This is a genomic window from Roseateles sp. GW821-FHT09H11 (assembly GCF_059415845.1).
The window spans coordinates 799,473-817,141 of sequence record NZ_JBWKOA010000002.1; the positions used below are offsets into that span (position 1 = coordinate 799,473).

General features: G+C 66.1%; 22 protein-coding genes. 5 read left to right on the top strand and 17 right to left on the bottom strand.

Annotated features, from left to right (window positions below; all coding sequences use genetic code 11):
- Positions 1-22: 22 nt before the first annotated feature.
- The 5 genes from AC07PR_RS10695 to AC07PR_RS10715 all read right to left on the bottom strand — a co-directional run bounded on the left by AC07PR_RS10695 (position 23) and on the right by AC07PR_RS10715 (position 2,959).
- Positions 23-628, bottom strand: coding sequence for a cysteine hydrolase family protein (locus AC07PR_RS10695; protein WP_495135270.1), 606 nt, complete (start codon positions 626-628; stop codon positions 23-25).
- Between the two features lie 13 nt (positions 629-641).
- Positions 642-1,499 (bottom strand): SDR family oxidoreductase, encoded by an 858-nt coding sequence (locus AC07PR_RS10700; protein ID WP_495135271.1) that lies wholly within the window; start codon positions 1,497-1,499, stop codon positions 642-644.
- Between the two features lie 99 nt (positions 1,500-1,598).
- The gene (locus tag AC07PR_RS10705) at positions 1,599-2,120 is read right to left on the bottom strand and encodes a hemerythrin domain-containing protein (RefSeq protein ID WP_495135272.1); all 522 of its coding nucleotides are present in this window, start codon (positions 2,118-2,120) and stop codon (positions 1,599-1,601) included.
- 94 nt (positions 2,121-2,214) lie between these two features.
- Positions 2,215-2,484 (bottom strand): hypothetical protein, encoded by a 270-nt coding sequence (locus tag AC07PR_RS10710; RefSeq protein WP_495135273.1) that lies wholly within the window; start codon positions 2,482-2,484, stop codon positions 2,215-2,217.
- A gap of 166 nt (positions 2,485-2,650) precedes the next feature.
- A complete protein-coding gene (locus AC07PR_RS10715) occupies positions 2,651-2,959 on the bottom strand; it encodes a hypothetical protein (protein WP_495135274.1) in 309 nt (102 codons plus the stop codon).
- A 149-nt stretch (positions 2,960-3,108) separates the two neighbouring features.
- On the opposite strand from AC07PR_RS10715, the gene AC07PR_RS10720 reads away from it, so the two are divergent.
- Positions 3,109-3,876, top strand: coding sequence for a DUF72 domain-containing protein (locus AC07PR_RS10720; RefSeq protein WP_483106745.1), 768 nt, complete (start codon positions 3,109-3,111; stop codon positions 3,874-3,876).
- A gap of 46 nt (positions 3,877-3,922) precedes the next feature.
- On the opposite strand, the gene AC07PR_RS10725 is transcribed toward AC07PR_RS10720, so the two are convergent.
- Genes AC07PR_RS10725 through AC07PR_RS10735 form a run of 3 tightly spaced genes read right to left on the bottom strand, consistent with a single transcriptional unit; the run spans position 3,923 to position 5,326 of the window.
- A complete protein-coding gene (locus tag AC07PR_RS10725; RefSeq protein ID WP_495135275.1) occupies positions 3,923-4,447 on the bottom strand; it encodes a hypothetical protein in 525 nt (174 codons plus the stop codon).
- The gene (locus AC07PR_RS10730; protein ID WP_377154513.1) at positions 4,444-4,698 is read right to left on the bottom strand and encodes a hypothetical protein; all 255 of its coding nucleotides are present in this window, start codon (positions 4,696-4,698) and stop codon (positions 4,444-4,446) included. Before AC07PR_RS10730 ends, AC07PR_RS10725 begins: the two co-directional genes overlap by 4 nt.
- A 55-nt stretch (positions 4,699-4,753) precedes the next feature.
- Complete coding sequence (locus tag AC07PR_RS10735; RefSeq protein ID WP_495135276.1) at positions 4,754-5,326, bottom strand: YceI family protein; 573 nt, start codon at positions 5,324-5,326, stop codon at positions 4,754-4,756.
- Between the two features lie 175 nt (positions 5,327-5,501).
- Between AC07PR_RS10735 and AC07PR_RS10740 the strand changes: the two genes are divergently transcribed.
- Positions 5,502-6,977: a hypothetical protein gene (locus tag AC07PR_RS10740; protein WP_495135277.1), complete on the top strand. Its 1,476-nt coding sequence runs from the start codon at positions 5,502-5,504 to the stop codon at positions 6,975-6,977.
- Between the two features lie 3 nt (positions 6,978-6,980).
- Here AC07PR_RS10740 and AC07PR_RS10745 read toward each other — a convergent pair whose 3' ends face one another.
- The gene (locus AC07PR_RS10745) at positions 6,981-7,952 is read right to left on the bottom strand and encodes a zinc-dependent alcohol dehydrogenase family protein (protein ID WP_495135278.1); all 972 of its coding nucleotides are present in this window, start codon (positions 7,950-7,952) and stop codon (positions 6,981-6,983) included.
- Positions 7,953-8,164: 212 nt separating this feature from the next.
- Here AC07PR_RS10745 and AC07PR_RS10750 point away from each other — a divergent pair, with 212 nt between their 5' ends.
- Positions 8,165-8,476, top strand: a complete 312-nt coding sequence (locus AC07PR_RS10750) for an ArsR/SmtB family transcription factor (protein WP_377154525.1) — start codon at positions 8,165-8,167, stop codon at positions 8,474-8,476.
- Between the two features lie 561 nt (positions 8,477-9,037).
- Here AC07PR_RS10750 and AC07PR_RS10755 read toward each other — a convergent pair.
- The 5 genes from AC07PR_RS10755 to AC07PR_RS10775 form a co-directional block, all read right to left on the bottom strand.
- On the bottom strand, positions 9,038-10,294 hold the full coding sequence (locus AC07PR_RS10755) for a DUF1444 domain-containing protein (RefSeq protein WP_495135279.1): 1,257 nt from the start codon (positions 10,292-10,294) through the stop codon (positions 9,038-9,040).
- A 68-nt stretch (positions 10,295-10,362) separates the two neighbouring features.
- A complete protein-coding gene (locus AC07PR_RS10760) occupies positions 10,363-11,031 on the bottom strand; it encodes a DUF2625 family protein (RefSeq protein WP_495135280.1) in 669 nt (222 codons plus the stop codon).
- Positions 11,032-11,050: 19 nt separating this feature from the next.
- Positions 11,051-11,293, bottom strand: a complete 243-nt coding sequence (locus AC07PR_RS10765) for a hypothetical protein (RefSeq protein WP_495135281.1) — start codon at positions 11,291-11,293, stop codon at positions 11,051-11,053.
- Between the two features lie 13 nt (positions 11,294-11,306).
- A complete protein-coding gene (locus AC07PR_RS10770; RefSeq protein ID WP_495135282.1) occupies positions 11,307-11,771 on the bottom strand; it encodes a hypothetical protein in 465 nt (154 codons plus the stop codon).
- 144 nt (positions 11,772-11,915) lie between these two features.
- Positions 11,916-13,568: a phospholipase D-like domain-containing protein gene (locus AC07PR_RS10775; protein ID WP_495135283.1), complete on the bottom strand. Its 1,653-nt coding sequence runs from the start codon at positions 13,566-13,568 to the stop codon at positions 11,916-11,918.
- Positions 13,569-13,745: 177 nt separating this feature from the next.
- On the opposite strand from AC07PR_RS10775, the gene AC07PR_RS10780 reads away from it, so the two are divergent.
- Together AC07PR_RS10780 and AC07PR_RS10785 are read left to right on the top strand one after the other, a co-directional pair.
- Positions 13,746-14,249, top strand: coding sequence for a hypothetical protein (locus AC07PR_RS10780; RefSeq protein WP_495135284.1), 504 nt, complete (start codon positions 13,746-13,748; stop codon positions 14,247-14,249).
- A gap of 25 nt (positions 14,250-14,274) precedes the next feature.
- Positions 14,275-15,603: a hypothetical protein gene (locus AC07PR_RS10785; protein WP_495135285.1), complete on the top strand. Its 1,329-nt coding sequence runs from the start codon at positions 14,275-14,277 to the stop codon at positions 15,601-15,603.
- A gap of 39 nt (positions 15,604-15,642) precedes the next feature.
- Here AC07PR_RS10785 and AC07PR_RS10790 read toward each other — a convergent pair whose 3' ends face one another.
- The 3 genes from AC07PR_RS10790 to AC07PR_RS10800 form a co-directional block, all read right to left on the bottom strand.
- Positions 15,643-15,990, bottom strand: coding sequence for a UBP-type zinc finger domain-containing protein (locus AC07PR_RS10790; protein ID WP_495135286.1), 348 nt, complete (start codon positions 15,988-15,990; stop codon positions 15,643-15,645).
- A 140-nt stretch (positions 15,991-16,130) separates the two neighbouring features.
- Positions 16,131-16,937 carry a bestrophin-like domain gene (locus tag AC07PR_RS10795; RefSeq protein WP_377154537.1) on the bottom strand — a complete coding sequence of 269 codons (807 nt, stop codon included), beginning with the start codon at positions 16,935-16,937 and terminating at the stop codon, positions 16,131-16,133.
- Positions 16,928-17,602, bottom strand: coding sequence for a response regulator (locus tag AC07PR_RS10800; protein WP_377154539.1), 675 nt, complete (start codon positions 17,600-17,602; stop codon positions 16,928-16,930). The genes AC07PR_RS10795 and AC07PR_RS10800 overlap by 10 nt, the downstream gene beginning before the upstream one ends.
- Positions 17,603-17,669 lie beyond the last annotated feature (67 nt).

Here is a 17,669-nt window from a genome sequence, read left to right on the forward strand (position 1 = left end):
GGGCAAGACCTGACACCGCCGCTCACCGAGCGTGTTGTGGGACCGCCGTGATCCGCGCTTTCAGCACGTCCTTCATCCAGTCGAGCGCCTCGTGCTTGCGCTGCTCCGATTCGGAGGCCGTGCAGTCGGCGGGGACTGCCACGCGATAGCCGCGGACATACGCGTCCATCGCCGTGCACTTGACGCAATAGTCCGTCGCGAGACCCGTGATGACGAGATCCTTGGCGCCCAGCTGCGCCAGGAGAAGATCCAGCGGCGTCGCGTAGAAGCCGGAATGTCGCGGCTTGAGGATCAGCAGGTCGGCCTTGGCGGGCGGCAGCAGCCGCGCCAGTTCGGCGGCGGCGCCGCCCGCTTTGCGGCATTCGCGCAGCAGCGTCTGCACATCCGACCGCCACTGGCCGAAGTTGTCGTTGACGTAGATGACGCACGACCCGTCGGCATGGAACTGCTTCCTCAGCCGCGCGGTGGCGCGCGCCGCTTCCACCGCCGCGTCGGCGATGTCCCCGGCGCCTTCGAAGCGAAGCGGATTGATGAAGTCCACCAGCAGCAGCACCTTGCGTGAACGCGGCATGCCCGTCCCGCTCGCGACCTTCCGGTCGATCGCGCGGGCGCTGGAACGGGATGGCATGGTCAACGCGCTTTCATGGATCGCCGCGTCCGCCCGACGCGCCGTAGACCTGCCCGGTGGCGTAGCCGGACTCCGCCGACGCCAGCAGCACGTACACCGCCGCCAGTTCCGCGGGCTGACCCGCCCGCCCCATCGGCGTGTCGGTGCCGAATTTCTGCAACTTCTCCTGCGTCTGACCGCCGCAGACCTGCAGCGGCGTCCAGAACGGCCCCGGCGCGACCGCGTTGACGCGGATGCCCTGCTTGGCCAGCTGCTTCGCGAGCCCCTTGGTGAAGATCAGGATTGCGCCCTTGGTGGACGCGTAGTCCAGCAGGTTCTCGCCCGGGTCGTACGAGTTGACGGACGCCGTGTTGATGATCGAGCTGCCCGGCGCGAGATGCGGGATCGCCGCCTTGCACAGCCAGAACGGCGCGTAGATGTTGGTCTTGAAGGTCCAGTCGAACTGCTCGGTGCTGATGTCCAGGATCGATTCGTGGCTCTGCTGCCGGGCGGCGTTGTTGACGAGGATGTCCAGGCCGCCGAGCTCGCGCACCACGTCCGCCACCAAGCGTTGGCAGAAGGCTTCCTCGCGCAGGTCGCCCGGTAGCGCGATCCCCTGGCGTCCGGTCTCCCGGATCAGCGCGATCACCTCGCGCGCGTCGGGCTCCTCGTCGGGCAGGTAGTTGATCGCGACGTCCGCGCCCTCGCGCGCGAAGGCGATCGCGGCCGCGCGGCCGATGCCGCTGTCACCGCCGGTGATCAAGGCGCGGCGACCGGCGAGTCGCCCATGCCCCACGTAGCTCTTCTCGCCGTGGTCGGGCGGCGGCGTCATGTCGCGGGCAAGGCCCGGCCATGGCTGTGACTGCTTCGGAAAGGCGATCTTGTCCGTCATCGGAATACTCCTGGGAAAGACGCGGCGACCGCGTTGCCGCATCCGCAGTGACGCAGATGCGGCAACGCGGATGCCTGTGGCGCCGGCCTCGCGCCGCGATCAATGCTTGGCCTGCTCCTGCGCCATCAGTTCCTGCTTGCGCTGCAGGATCCGTTCGCCGAGCTCGGCCATGTCCAGTCCGGACTTCTTCGCCTTCGGGAACATCTCGTTCTGTTCTTCCTTGACGTGATGCTTGACCCATTCGCTCATGACCTTGACCTTGGCGTCATAGTCCTCGCCGCCAGGCTCGACGCCTTCGACGGCGGCGATCAGGTCCTTGATGCTCTGGTGCTCGACACGCGCCTCGGGGACGAGCTCCTTGTCCTTCAACGCGGCCTGGACTTCCGGGTAGAAGATCTCTTCCTCGACCTGGGCGTGCACCGTCAGCTCCAGGCAGATCTGCGAGACGAGCTGCTTCTTCTTCGCGGTGGAGCGGGACTTCTCGAACTGATCGAAGAGCCCGGCGACCAGCTTGTGATCGGCGCGCAGCAGGCTCACGGCATCCGGCGTCTTCGTGCGCGCGGTGGTCGTGCGGCGGGTGGTCGATTTGCGGCTGTTGGTCGCGGTCGTCGTGGATGGCATGGAAGTTCTCCTGGCGGTGATGGCTGGGGCGGCGAGCCCTCATGGCTCGCCGCAGCAAGTTCATTGGCAAAGGCGATGCCCGCCGCCGCGTCCGCTAACCGGGATCGTCCGACGGCGCAGCTTCTTCGTCCTCCTTCTTGTTCTTGCGCACGCCGCGCAGGTTCATCGCGAACAGACCCAGCTGCAGGACGATCAGGGCGTACGACTGCGTGAAGGCGCCCCAGACGCACCACAGCAGATTGCTGAGCACGAAGACCCAGAAGCCCCAGGTCCGGCGCCGTGCGCTGCGACCGCCGACCAGCCAGGCGGCGACGAGCGTGACGACCATCGCGGGCCATTGAAGCGCGTTGAGCAGTGGGTCCATGACCCGCCGAGGCAAGCGGCTCGCCAGCGATGGTCCACGGCATTCAGCGGAGGACTGCGGAGGACCTGCGGCGGGGGGACGAAAAAAAAGCCCCGGCGGGCCGGGGCTGGTGACGCGGGCTGTCAGCGGTAGCGACCGCCGCGAAGCCGTTCGAAAGGACGAGCCTTCAGCGATCGTCGCGCGACGAGTCGCTGTCCTGGCTTTGATCGTCCTTGGAGGCGCGGTTGGATTGATCGCGGGAGGTCTGCGGGTTCTGCTGCTGCTGCGAACCTTCGTTCATCTGGCCTTGCCGGCCGCTGCCGGGCTGGCCCTGCTGCGGCGATTGCCGCTGGCCTTGCGATCCTGATCCTTGCTGCTGGCCGCCGGGCTGGTTCTGTCCTTGCTGGCCTTGCTGATGCTGCTGTTGTTGCTGCTTCTGCTGGCCTTGTCCGCCCGGGGCCTGCTGCGGGTTCTGCGCGTTGGGTTGCTGAGCCATGATGGTCTCCACGTTGTGCGCGTCGGCAAAGACACCGACAGCAGGAAATGGGCAATGCGCATGCCGGCTCGGCCATGCCGGTTGCCATCGCCGGGGCGGTGCGCCGCTTGCCACGGTCCGGCAGAACCTGTCGTCCCGGAGTCGCCCGCATGCCCGTCACCGTCCGCATCGGCACCGCCGGTTGGAGCATCCCCAAGGCCGTCGCGTCCTCCTTCCCCGGCGACGGCAGTCAGCTGACGCGTTATGCCCGCGTCCTCGAATGCGCCGAGATCAACACGACCTTCAGCCGCACCCACCGGCCAACGACGTTTGAGCGCTGGGCGAACGAAACGCCGGCGGACTTCCGCTTCTCGGCGAAGGTGCCGGAAGCGATGACGCACGGCGCGCGGCTGAAGGTGCCTCGCGCGGAGGTCCGGGCCTTCACCGCGTCGCTGGCCGGGCTGGGCGATCGGCTGGCCGCGTTGCTCGTGCAACTGCCGCCGTCGCTCGACCTGGACACGAGGACGGCGCGCGCCTTCTTCCGTTCGATCCACGCTGGATTCGAAGGCGCCGTGCTGTGCGAGCCCCGGCACCCGAGCTGGTTCACCGCGGCCGCCGAGCGGCTGCTCATCGAGGAACGTGTCGGACGCGTCGCCGCGGATCCCGCGAAACCGGACGGTGCGGCCGCGCCGGGCGGATGGCTCGGGGAAAAGGGCGATGGCCGCGGCGCCACGGTCTACTACCGCTGGCACGGCTCGCCGCGCATGTACTGGTCGCGGTATGAGGATGACTGGCTCGCCGCGCAGGCATCGGAGATCTCGCGGTGGCCGACGGGCACGCAGGTCTGGTGCGTCTTCGACAACACTGCCTCCGGGGCGGCCGCCGACGACGCGTTGCGACTGCAGGCCTTGCTGAGCGGCGGTCTCAAGGGGCCGTGATCGCTGGCGCGGGATCGTTCAAGCGAAGGCGCGCCACGGGCCGTGGCTAGAGGCGCTCGATGCCGTCAACGGACACGGCCGATACCACCAGCACACGCACGGGCTTCGTATAAGCCGGACTGTTTGCGCGCAGGGTGGCGAGCAGTGCCGCGACGACAGCAGGGTCCGATTCATGCACCATCAACAACGTGGGCCGGCGCGGTCGGAACGCCGCGGCGGACTCCAGCGGACCCGCTCGCCACCAACCGCAATCCCACGGGTCGTGAGGCTGAGCGCCTCGCTGCATCACGCATTCGCGCCACAAGATCTCCAAGCGCCATTGCAGGCCTCGCCAGCGGCCCAGTCGTGCCAGTTCATGGCTGCCGTCGAGTTCGCACGCGAGGCCATCCAGGCCGTTGTGAGGCGCGATGCTGGCCGCGCGCAGCGGCTCCGTGACGACCGGGAAGGTGCCGCTCTCGCACCAGGCGCGCAGCGACGAGAGCAAAGGCGCATCGACCGCGCCGAGCGCATCGGGCGGGATCATCAGGGCGTCGTCGAAGCGGCGCGGCAGGCGCATGGCAGGGCGGGTCAACCGCCGCTCGACGAGCGCCTCGCGGGGGCCGAACTCGCCTGGGGCGCGACGCCGATGGGGATGACACGCACGCCGGAGGCGGTCGCCGTGGCGTCGGCCTGACGAGTCGTCTGCGCCGCCGGTGGCTTCTTGCGGGCCGCGAACATGTTCACCACGCCCTGGCGAGCCTCGGAGAAGTAGAACAGCCCGGTCACGGCCAGGACGATGGCCGCGATGCCGGCGGCGATTTTGACGGGGGAGATGTGCAGCATGAAGAAGCCTTCGACGGGGCCAGGAGGGTAACAGCCCGCGCCTGGCGTCCCGAGGTCACTCCTTCGCGACGGCTTCCACCTGGATGCGCAGGGCCACGTCCATCTTGAAGCCGTAGTCCTTGCCCGCGGCCAGTCCGAACTCCTCGCGGTTGAAGCTGCCCGAGGCGTCGGCGCCGCAGAAGTCGCGCTTGAACATCGGGTGCGGCATGCACTTGAGCTGGTGGATCGTCAGCGTCAAGGGTCGGGTCTTGCCGTTCAGCGTGAGTTCGCCCACCACCTGGGTCGGCACGCCGCCCTTGGCGCCGTCGAAGCGGCCCTTGAACGTGGCGCTCGGGTTCTTCTCGACGTTGAAGAACTTGTCGCCGGTGGCCCAGGCGTTCATCGCGTCCAGGCCGAAGTCGATGCTGGCCAGGTCCATCTTCACGTCGACGCTGCCCGCGCCGGTGGCCTTGTCGTAGACGATGGTGCCGGCGCTCTTGTTGAGCTTGCCGCGCCAGTGGGACATGCCCATGTGGTCGGCCTCGAAGCTGGGGTAGGTGTGCGACGGGTCGATGTCGTAGGTCACGGGCGCGGCCTGCGCGGCGGCGGCGGAGAAGAGCAGGGCGGGGACGAGCAGCAGCGAGTTCATCGGGATTCCTTGAGTGGGTTTGGCGGGAGTGCCTGTCTGACGACGAATCGGGTGGGCGGATTTCGACAAGGTCGGATCATCATCCAGCCGCCGCGTTGCGGCGCAATCAGCCGTCGACATTACTGTCATGACGTGCCAGCAGTGCGGTGGATCGGCTCGTCGCCTGTGCCACGGCATGCGTCTGCGATTTCATGAAGGCCGGATTCGGCATCCCTCCGATGCCGCACGGCGGCGCTCCTCTCTAGATTCGATCAGTCCGCTGGCACGCCGTGCAATGCGGATCCCTTCGATCTGGAACCTGGAGGCCCATGCGATGGAACATGCGGCGAAGCCTCGATCCGCTGAACAGAGCCGCCAACCCGCTGCCGAGCGCGTCTTCCAACCGGGCGAGGTCCTGACATTCGCTGGCAGCGGCCCGGCCACCGTGGCTCAGCGAGCGCTGAGGGAGGCGATCGAGCACAGTCCTCGGATTGCTGCCCAACGCGCATTGGTCGCCTCGATACGAGACGGCTCATCCGCAACGGCGCCGGATGGGCGTACTTCGAAGAGCGATGGGGACATCGCGCAACTCGCGGGCGTGGTGCCCGGCCAATGGCGCCTGCCGCATCTCCGGCACCCGCCGACACCCACGGTGCAACGGGTGATCAAGATCGGCACCGACACATTCACACATGCCTCTCGACGCATCAACGCTCTGCACAGCGAGGTTGTCGTTCCCCATCTCGAAAAGAACGACTTCAAGTCGTACGGCATCAAGTCGCAGCTGGTGGCCTACATCCGCGAGCACAACATCAACTTCGCCGACGCGTCCGAATTTCTGGGCGCCTTCATGACCTGGCTGGCGGGGCGAGAACGGAAGACAAAAGGCGACAAGACGACGCCGGTCCTCAAGAAGTTCACGGTGACGGGCCTCAGTCGTCCGACATGGAGTGGTGACCTCAAGACCAAGCTCGGTTTCGGAGCGGGCGACAACATCCGTCATGTGATCCGCAACGCCAGCCTGAAACGGGCGCTTGAGGTGGAGTACGGCAAGTACACGGCCGATCCGCCTGCGCGCAAAAGAAGGATGATCGAAATCGGCAATGCCGTTGGCGTTTCGACGGATGGTGAAACGGTGCATGACATCACCAAGAAGGTCTACGACACGGTGTACTTGAATGAAGCCAATCTATTTTCCGGTCAGGGGCCCTACAACCAGATCATCGGATTCTCTGCCGATCGTGTGGAAGCCCTCGGTCAGTCCCTGGTTGACGAGGATGAGATGGTGGACCCCGTTGCAACCTTGAAAGCGGTCTCCGGGTTGATCGAAACGGCGAGCCGGCAGGCCAACATCCCGGTGCCAAATCCCGTCACGGCCGATCTGAATGACATTCTTCAGGAGATGCAGAAGCTGTTCATCAATCCGATCAACCAGAGGCCTTTCGATTTTGTGCAAGGGGCCGAGATCGGCGACCTCATCACCGACATCGGCATCAACTTCGGGTTCGACATGATCGACGGCCGAGTGGCTTCCGACCAGCAGGATCATGCGGAAAGGCAAAAGAAGCTGGTGCTGTGCGAGATGCAGTTGCGGGCGTTCACCGCCAGCGCGGGGACGGAGGGAAACCTGGCGAGCATCTTCTCCGAGTTCCTGGCAATCACGCGCAACTGATCCTCAACCCACCTCGATGACGACCTTGCCGCGGAGCGGTTGATCGCCGTTCCGACCGCTTTCGAGGGCCGTGTGCGCCGCGCCGATCCGGGCCAGCGGGAAGGTGGCGCCGATGACCGGCCGGATGCGCTCGCGCTCCAGCAGGTCTTTCAGCGCGAGCAGCTTGCCGCGGTTCTGCCGCGTAAAGACGAAGTGGTACTCCGCATTCACGCCCCAGGCGGCATTCAGGTTCTGAGGCGTCGCGATGTCGACGATCGACACGACGCGTCCCGCATCCGCCAGGACCTGCGGCGAACGCTCGAGCGTCCTGCCGCCGATGGTGTCCAGCACGACGTTCACGCCGCGGGCACCCGTCAGCTCACGCACGTGGTCGACGTAGTCGCCGGACTCGTAGTCGATCGCCTCATCCGCGCCGAGCGAGCGGACGAAGTCGGACTGCGGGGCTCTGCAGGTGGTCAGCACCCGTGCGCCCATCGTCTTGGCGAGCTGAATGGCGATGGAGCCGACGCCGCCGGCGCCGCCGTGGATCAGGACGGTTTCAGCAGGCTGCAGGCGGGCGCGCGAGACCAGCGCTTCCCAGGCGGTGCCGCCGACCAGCGTGGTCGACGCCGCTTCGGCGTGCGTCAGGTTGCGCGGCTTGTGCGTCACCAGCTCCTGCGGGACGACGTTGAACTCGGCGTAGCTGCCGCCCTTGGGGCCGAAGATCTTCGGTGTGTAGAAGACCTCGTCGCCGGGCTTGAAGTCGTGCACGCCGGCGCCGACGCGCTCGACCACGCCGGACACGTCGTGCCCGATGACGGCTGGCAGGGGCACGTACGCCGGGTAGTCGCCGCGGCGGATCTGATAGTCCAGCGGATTGATGGACGTGGCGATGACGCGCACGAGGAGTTCACCGGGATCGACGTCCGGCACGGGGATCTCCTGCAGCTGCAGGTGCTCGACGCCGCCGAAGGCGGTCAGGACGATGGCTTTCATGGGGGCTCGCAAAGGTTGAGGTCTGTCTCGCTCCGCCGATTTCTGCGGAACGTCGCCATTGTCATATCGCAAATCATCGATATGTTGAGGCGATGAACTTCAACCCTCCTGGCGGCGATGGTGATGGGTCAGGCCTTGCGCGTCCCGGCGCGCGCTGCTATCCCTCGCGCGAGCCGCCCGTACACTGGCCGCTCAAACGCTCGATTCCGCCCATGTCCGAAGAAGTGCCCCTGCTCCGCGTGCTCGAAGTGCTGGCCAACGCGCAGCGCCTGGAGATCCTGCGCAAGCTCAAGACGCCCGGGAGTTTCCCGCCGCAGGACGAGGGCGACCCGCTGGTCGACGGCGTCTGCGTGTCGTCGATTCAGGAAGGGCAGGGACTGGCGTTCTCGACGACCTCGAAGTACCTCGCCGACCTGGCGAGCGTCGGTCTGGTGACCGTCAAGCGGGCGGGGAGGTGGTCGTACTACCGGCGCGATGAGCGGGCGATTGCGGCGTTGGCGAAGCGGATGGCGCGCGAGCTGTGATTTCTGCTGCTAGAAGGACTGCAACACGCTCTTGGTCGTGAGACAGTCCCAGCAGATGAAGACGTACAACATCCCGCAGTCTCCGATGCAGACCGCATCGCCGAGGGAATCGATCTGGGCATAGAAAGACATCGGCCTTGTGCATGCGCAGGTGGGGACGTCTGGATCCTGGATCCACTCAGGGTCGCCGCCTATCCGATGGCGAGCGCCCATTGGGCGACCTGCCCACTTGAATCCGACGATGGCTTGGGATTCCGGTGTGTCTGGTGCCGGTAGAAGGGGAACTGCCGGGATTTTCATGGCGTCTTGGGAATCTCTGCGTGAGGAGCTGCACTGGGGTCGGCGAGTCCGATCGCCTTCAGGCAATCCAGCGGAGCATGCCGCTTCAGGACGCCGCCGCATCCAGGAAGTACTTCTTGAGCGCCTCGAAATTGTGCAGCACGTAGTCGCGGTCGCCCGCATCGCCGCGCCACGGAATGGGGCAGCGCGTCGTCCAGGTCAAATCCGATCGGTCCAGGTCGGGGCACGGGGCGCTCGCGCGACGGATGTGGACCGGGGCACTCAGAGCGCCTGCACCGCCTTCAACTGCGCCTGCTCATCCTCGGTCGGGAAGACGCTCACGCGCACACGCGGAGGATGCAGGCCGTCGACGCGCTGCATGTGATGCCCGGCGATGCGTACCGCGTCCGCCCAGGCGACGATCACCGTCTGATCCGGTTTCTCCTGCGAGGCGAAGGCCACCAGGTCGGTGTGAGGCAGCAGCGTGTCCACGCCGTTCGACCACACCGAGTAGCTCACCACCCGATCGCTGTCCTTGAACTGCAGCAGCTGGATCGAGCCGACGAAGGGGGCCGCCGGATCCTGCGCATGCTGCTGCTCCAGCAGGTTTTTCTGCGTGATGTAGTCCTCCGAGTCCTCGACCGCGATCAGCGCCTGGAACTGCTCGCGCAGCGGTTCGGGCGGCTCGAAGGGTTGCCACTCGCGGTCGACGAGCTGCAGCGGCCGGCAGGACAGCCAGCGGGTGTGCTCCTGCTGCATCCGCCGGCACGCGGCGGCCATCAGCGCCAGGCCCGCGAGGTCGTTGGCATCCGTCGCGAACAGCACGTGCCGCAGCGGCACCATCACGACGGGATGCGCCACGCCGGAGCGGTCGATCACATCCGGCAGGAAGAGCCGCGACGATTCGTAGGAGTCGTTCCACGCGCCCTGCCAGAGTCCGGGGGCGACCTGCTGCCAGCCGTCGTTCGCCGGAAGCCCGCGCAGGTTCTGGAGCGCGTCGTTGAAGGCGTCGTCGAAGCTGACGCCCCATCTGTCGAGCATGCCCTGTGCCACGCGGGCGGTGCTCTCCGGCGTGTCCAGACCGAGGAGGGCGACGTAGTCGCCGACAAGGGCGCGATAAGGCATGTCGTTCGCCTCGCGCGGCGCGTCCTTGGCCAGGCTCAGGCTGTTGGCGGCGTTCAGCGCGTTCTTGCCCATGTCGGCGTGCGTGCGCAGCAGGGGGATCAGGCGGGAGCGGACGCTGGCGTAGTCCTCCGCGTGCTCGGGAAGGTCCTTGGACATCGAGCGGAGCATGACGCCGTCCACGTAGCGGTAGACCTCGGCGTCGCGTGCGCGGCCGCCCTTGGCCCGGAGGACGTCACTCAGCAGATGCACCAGATGCGAGTGCATCTGCGTGCCGTTGAGCGTGAAAGTGACCTCGGGCGATCCTTCCTTGAAGATCACCTGCGTGGCGCCGGCATCGTTCAGGCGATTGACGACGCGCTGAACGACGTCAGCCGCGGTCGGCTTGCTGAAATGCCAACGGATCCATTCCATCATGAGCAAGTCCCTGCTGTCTGGTTGGGGCGGATTGTCGAGGAAGGATCCGGTCGGGCGTCGATCCCCGTTCAGCGATCGTTGATCTGCCGGGCGATGTCCATGGAGAGCCTGAATTGTTCATCCACGGGTACGGGGCGCTTGGCGCGCTGATTTAAGGGAGGGCCGCTGGCCCAAGCGAAGGGGAAGACTGACAACGCATGATCGCCAGTCACCTCTGCAATGTCGCGTTCCCATCCGGGCCAACGGAGCGATTGATAGAAGGTCGGCATGTCGGGCGACAGTGCCCAGGCGAGGAAGTCGCTGTAGCCGGCACCGAGGTCCTGCCACTCCAGCGAGTCGGGGCCGAAGTACAGGACGTGGCCCAGGCTCGGTCCGAGGCTGCCGCCGTTGAGAGCGAACCAGCCGCCCATCACGTCGTCGGCGATGAGCAGGAAGCCGGGACGGCCGTCCTCATCGAAGGGCGCCTTGTCCTTGTTCCAGCCGGGCAGGGAGCGCTGCATCTGCGAGCCGCCGGCCCCGAGGATGCGCAGCCATCCGTTATCGATGAGCAGGCCGCCCGTGTGATGGACCAGCGCGCCCATGGGTGAGCGCAGCGTGACCTGCAGGGCGAGCAGGGCGGCATCGGCGCTCACGGGGTCGGTGGGAAGGACGGACACGTTCGGGCAGGACGCTATCCACTCCGAGACCATCGGCCAGGCGGGATCGTCGGTTCGGATCAACTCGTCGAGGCTCTTCAAGCGTGTGGCTCCATGAGGTTCACTTCGCCATGACCGTCTCAACCCAGATCAGGTCTCCGGGATGATGCTCGGCGATGGTCCCTAGCGCGCGCTGGGTGCTTTCCTCATCGTCCAGCGAATAGGAAAGCCGGGTGACGCGCGGCGGTGGATTCTCCCTGAACTCATCCGCCGAGATGGCGTCGGATGCGCACCAGATGCTGTCGTCCTGCAATGCCCGGAGCATCGCTCGCTGGAGCCCCGCAGGGGTGAGCACGAGGTACACCACGTGCTGTCCGCTATTCATGGATCTTTGCCAGCAAGGCCGACGCGCGGATGGCGGACAGGAGATCGTCGCGATCCACCTCCAGCGTCGGGCCGTCGACGCGGAAGCCGTCGAGGTGGTGAAGGAGATCGCCGACGTTGGAAGGTGAGAGCGTGCAGCCTTCCACGGTCGACCAACCCTGGGCCAAGGTGTACCCGTTCAGCGTGGCGGTGCAACGCAGCCACGCGGAGTATTGGTCGGAGAAGTCGTAGGGAAGATACCCGGTCTCACCGACCTTCAGACTCTGAACGACGGCTAGCCACTGCTCGTGAATTCGCGACAGGACTGCTCGAATCTTGGATTCGTCCTCGATGCCGGGGAGAAGGTCATTGTCTAGCGCCAGATAGTAGGAGTCGCAGATCCACTCCTGCCCAGCGAACCGGAGAACGATGTCCTTGTGGCCGGTCTGGTTGTCCTGGAATGTGAGGCTGAGGTCCATGCGCAGAGATGCCTTTGACGCGGGGAGGAGGATACGTCCTGACGTCGCCCCGTCAACGGTTTCTGGCAAGTCCTGACCCCTAAGGGGTTTCGCCCGCACTTCCTCCACGGATTCGAGGCCCTGGCCCGTCCTGATGGGTTGTGCTTAGAAGAACGCCAACCGTGCCGCCTCACGGTGCCCGCCGAAGAAGCGGTCGGTCCAGCCGTCGGTGCTGTCCAGAAATCCCGCCGTGGGGTCGCGCAGCTTCTGCCGGGCGACCTCGCGCATGTAATCGCGGAATTGGTAGTGGTCGAACATGCGCATGAACTCGCCGAGGTAGACATCGGCCACGGCCTTGTCGCCGACGATGAAGAGCTGGTTCTCGTCGTTGCCCGTCGATGAGCTGATGCTGAAGTTGGCCGACCCGGAAACCACCACCGGGTGCTCGCCCAACGGATCGATGAGCAGGAACTTGGTGTGGATGAACACGCCGCTGTGCTGCATGGACTCGGCCAGCAACCGGTCCTGCCACGCTTCGAGCACGCTCGCTTCATTCAGTGCCGCGGCGGCGGCGAGTTGGGTGTTGGGCGCAGCCTTCAGGTCCGGGCCGACCACGCCATCATTGTTCAGCAGGCCGAACACCTGGGCCGGCGCCTCCTCCAGCGCCTTCTCGAGATCGTCGTGCATCGCGAACGGCGCGGTGAAGCACACCATCTGCTCTGCCTGCCCGACGAGCGAGGCGCAAAGATCGATGGCTTCAATCGTCTTGCGCGGGCTCAGCAACAGACTCAGGGTCGGCCTCGGCATGCCTGGCACGGGCGACAACAGCATCGCCTGGATGCGTGAGTCGACCGCCGAAAGGCCGCTGCCGGCGACGTCCGAGCCCTGCCACACCCACTGGTGCCATTGCAGAAACTGGTCGGCCAGCGTGTCATCGGTGACTGCATGACCGACGTTGGACTGGCCGTAGATGCCGCTGTCGGTGAAGTTGGTGGAGCCGGTCCACACCGCTCGGGCCTTGCCGGCGCTGTCGCACCGGACCATGAACTTGTTGTGCGAGATCTTCAGGCCGCTGCCCAGGCGCGCACGGCAGAAGCCTTCCAGACGGGCCTCCTCGATTGCCGGGACGCTCTTCACGCTGGGGCCTTTGCCGGCGGCGTTGATGATGCCGTCGTACAGGATCTGCAACTCCACGCCGCGGTCGGCGGCGCGGCGCAGGGCCTGCAGGAACTCCGGCTTCTCGAACTCATACACGAACAGGCGCAGCTTCTCAGTGGCGGCGGTGTTGTCGATGAAGGCGATCAACGCCTCAGACAATCCGCGCGACAGCCAATTCCTCGCCGCGGGGTCGTCCACGTCGCCCTTGGGCAGGTTGGGGAAACGTCTGGCGAAGGCCTGGCTCGCGGCCGCGCTGCGGTTGAAGTGGACGGCATGGCCGCTGGCCCCCACGTGGTCGGGATTCTCGCATTGCACGTCGACCGAGACGACATCGTCGTCCACGAGCGCTCCCGGATGGCCCCGGAATGCGTGCACCTCGTAGGTATAGCGCCCCCCTGGACTGGCGGTGTAGTCGCCCCAGTGGAACTTCTGAATCGGGTGCTGGCTCGTGTCGGCAGCACCCGTGGGTGGCAGGTCAAAGCGCTTCAGGGCGGGCAGCCACTTGGGCTTGCCGCCGCCACGGTCGATGCGCAGGATTCCGAATCCCAGCAATCTGCGGCTATACGCCTCATCGCAATTCATCGCGAGCAGTACCACGTAGGTACCGGCGATGGCCCGCAATTGAAGGCCCTTGGGACTGGTGACGACGGCACTGCGCATGGTGGACCTCCCTGATCCTCGTGAGACCGTCCACTGTGTCAGTCGCGACATCGCTTCGCATCCACAGAATTCATGAGCTTGCGGTCCCGGTCCGGCAGGGTTCTCCCAATCCACTGGACTGAGGATGATTCGTTTGGCCGCTGGTCCTAGAGTGCGCGGGGTCAAATGGAGGCGCGCATGAACCGTCATCGCAGAACAGGCCTGATTGCCGCAGCCACTGGCGTTGCATTGCTCAGCACTGGCTGTGACACGCTGCTCAAGCGCAACGAGCCCGGTACCAACTACGGCCAGATCTATGTCGGCAGCCCGCGCATCGAGGGCCGGGAGCGCCTGATCAACGATCGTGGCGAGCAGGAGCGCTGGCTGCGCGAACAGCGCGAGAAGCTCGACAAGGCGCCACTCAACGTGAGCGGCGCCGTGGAACTGAACACCCTCGCCATCACCGCGGCCCAGCTCGGAGTCAGCCTCGATCCGGCGTTCAAGCTCAACGCCCTGAATCAGGCGAGGGAAACCGCGTCCATCCGGCAGTCCGCCGACAACGAGCGCGCCGCCAACTTTTTGCAAGCCACGCGTCGTGACGAGATCCTGGCCAAGGTGAACAAGGGAGAGATGACCTTCGAGCAAGCCAAGGGCGAGCTCGAGAAGATCGGCATTGCGATGCCGACTCCCGGAGATCGGTGAGACGGCGGTCGTGAGGCGTCCAGGTGTGGTCGACGAGACCCGTGTCCGTCAGCTTCGTGGCGTGCCGGAGATAGGTCTCTGGCGTTCGCCCGAACAACGTCGCGTTGCGCTGCGATGCGTCGTCCAGATCGATTCCGAGGTAGACCTCATCGAGCAACAGCAGCCCCTCTTCATCCACGACATAGCTGCAATGGAATCCGCGATAGCACGCGGTCGAGATCGGGTTCACCTTCAGACCGAATCGTGCGGGATTGAAAAGCTCGTCTCCGCGCGAGCCGATGATGATGAACTCCCGGCCTGCGTAGTGGAGCCTGTCGTGGATCTGAGCGGTCAAGTCTTGGCTCCGGAAGATGTCTGGTCTTGGTGGACGAAGGTGTCCGCCGGTCAAGGACGATCGATTTTGCCAAGGACGTCAGTCACCAACCACGGTCTTCCTGAGGAACTAGGGATGTCCGTCCTCGCTGGCTGGTGCACGATCCACCGGCACTGGGAGGAGGCCAAGATGACACGTTCACTCATCCGCATGCGGGCGTGGGCCTTGGCAACCGCGATGGCATCGATGGCCGTCCCCGCCTGGGCCTCGCTCACCGTGGGCAAGGAAGCCGCGTGCGGCAAAGACCAGTGGGTCACAGGACTCACCGGGAAAGCCGGCCTCTGGATCGACGCCGTCGGCCCGACATGCGCCGGCTGGAACGAGAGAACCCACCTTCCTATCGAGGGGCGGGCAGGTCGCCCCGTTGGCGGCAAAGGCGGCGGGGCGGTCACGCAGAGCTGTCCTGCGGGCTCCGCCGTCAGCGCGTGGGAAGTCGCGAAGGTGCTTCAGGGGGATGCCGCGTTTGCCGACAGGGTGACCCTGCAGTGCAGCACGCTCGCACCGCCGCAGACGGTGACCGGCTCGGCCATCGCTTTCGGAGGAAGCAACAACCTCCCGCGTGGCAAAGGCAAGCCGAACAAGGGCAGGTGCCCGGCCGGCGAATTGGCCACGTCGTTGTCGGTCTGGACCTCCAGCAACGGGCGCTTTGTGACGGACGTGAACATGAGGTGCGCCCGTGCACCGCGCGCGTATTCGGAGATGTCGACGCAGCGCGCGGCGGACGGATCCCTCACCGTCTTCTCTCCAGAGCTGAAGCTCAAGAGCGGCGACAGCGTCCAGCTCGATTGGTGCCGCGAGTGGGCCACCAATTGCGGCAAGCCGGCCGCGGACGCCTTTTGCGCATCGAAGGGCTTGGGACCATCGAGCAATGAAGTCGCGAAGCCGAACTACGGCCTGACCGTCGTGATCTCTGATCAGCGGATCTGCAATGGTCGCGACTGCACGTCGTTCCAGAAACTCACCTGCAGTCCCCGCAGCTAGGAAAGGGCAGCCGAGACAGGAATCGGGGAAGGAGAATCGCTACAGGTACTTCGGAATCGGGCCATCCTGCGGGGTCGTATCCGCTCCCAGGTCCACGATGGTCTTGTCGACGAAGCACCATCCCCATCCTTCTGGCGGGTCGTAGCCTTCGATGATGGGGTGCTGGGTCGCGGTGTAGTGGGCTCGTGCATGCCGATGGGGCGAGTCATCGCAGCATCCGACGTGCCCACAGGTGCGGCAGATGCGGAGATGCACCCATTCGCTGCCCATCTTGAGGCACTCCTCGCAGCCTCGCGCGCTGGGAATCACCGTTCGAATGCTGTCCCGGTGTGTGCAAGAACGTGCCACTGTGGTCTCCTCAGAGTCGCCTTTGAACGGCGAGCTCATCCTAGCAGTGGCCCATGGCGTCGGAGCTCGCTCGGCCTGCCTGAGTCGTCCAGTATCCGGAAACACTGCGTTCCGCCATCGGCACGGGATGAACAGCGCCGTGCCGCGGGTCGAGCTGGCGGCTCTGAGCCAACAGACCGCTACCTCGCCGCCACCGGCAAACTCCTCGCATCCCACCGCTGCATGTTCGCGAGCGCGTTCTCGATCGGATCTGACGTGACGCGTTCCGCGCCGAGGAATGGCCGGTCCATCGCGGCGACGAAGTGGAAGACCAATCCGAGGGCAATCGCCAGCACCACGATCGCCCCGCGACTGCACGCGGTGACCGGCAGCACCGCCACCGGAGCCAACGTCAGCAGCGAGCTCACCAGCACCACCACCCACAGCGTCGTCGGCACCTTGCCATCGCTGGCCTCCAGCCGGGCGCGTCTCTGCATCAGCAGGTCATTCACCTGGCTCCACATCTGCTCGACCAGCACGGTCTCCGCCGCGCTCGCCGGTCGCAGGGCGCCCAGCGACCGGTAGACGTCGTCGAACGCGTCCTGCGTCTGCTGACTCGGCTGCTCGTGCTGCATCGCCGCCCATTCCTTGCCGATGACGCTCCGGCCATAGCCGCGCAGCCGTTCGCGCGCGAGCGTCGACTCCGGCGTCCCGTACACCGCCAGCGACCGGCCCAGTTGCGCCATTGCCGTCGCCTCCCGGCTCACCGCCTGCTCCGCCGCGCTGAACGAGTCCCACACCGACACCGCCGAGAACGCCAGCAGCAGCGAGTTGATCGTCGCGATCACGCCCAGCGACGCGAGCGCGACGTTGCGATCCGCCTCGGTCGCATGCTCGCGCCACCGCCGCGGAAGCACCGCCTGCGCCCCCAGTCCCAGCAGCACCCAGGTCAGCACCAGCCCCATCCCGAGCGCCCAGTTCGGCACGTCGTAGACGATCACCGGCATGGCACGCCTCCCTCGCTCAGGCCTTCGCTCAGCGCATACCGCGTCATGCCCGCCACCCCGCGCACGCCGAGCTTGCGCGTCACGTTCTCGCGATGCGTCGCCACCGTCTTCGCGCTGAGCTTGAGCCGGTCCGCGATCTCCTGCGTGCTCAGGTCCTCGGCGAAGAGCTGGACGATCTCCCGCTCACGCGCCGTCAGCGCGGGACCGGCCGGGATCGGCGTGCCGGCCTCGGGCAGCCGGTGCCGCGTACGGATCTCGTCGACCAGTCCGCCCATCAGTCCCGGGCTCAGGTAGATGCGGCCGCTGGCCACGTCGCGCACCGCGCGCAGCAGCTCCTCGCTCGACGCGTCCTTGAGCACGTACCCCGACGCCCCCGCCTGCAGCGCCGTGACCACGCTGCGCTGATCGCCGTGCATCGACAGGCAGATCGCCTGCACCGACGGATGGTGGGCGCGGACGCGGCGCGTGGCCTCGATGCCGTTGAGGCCCGGCATCGCGATGTCCGTGATCAGCAGATCCGGCTGCAGATGGCGCACGAGCTTGACGGCGGCGGCGCCGTCCTCGGCCAGCCCGACGACGTCCAGCTCGGCGTCTCGGGACAGGAGCGCGCGCAAGCCTTCGCGCACGAGTTGGTGGTCGTCCGCCAGGACGATGCGGAGGGTCATCGGAATCTCCCTGAAAAGGAACGTGAAAGCGGAACGAGGAAGCGGGCGTGTGATCGCTCGGCACTCC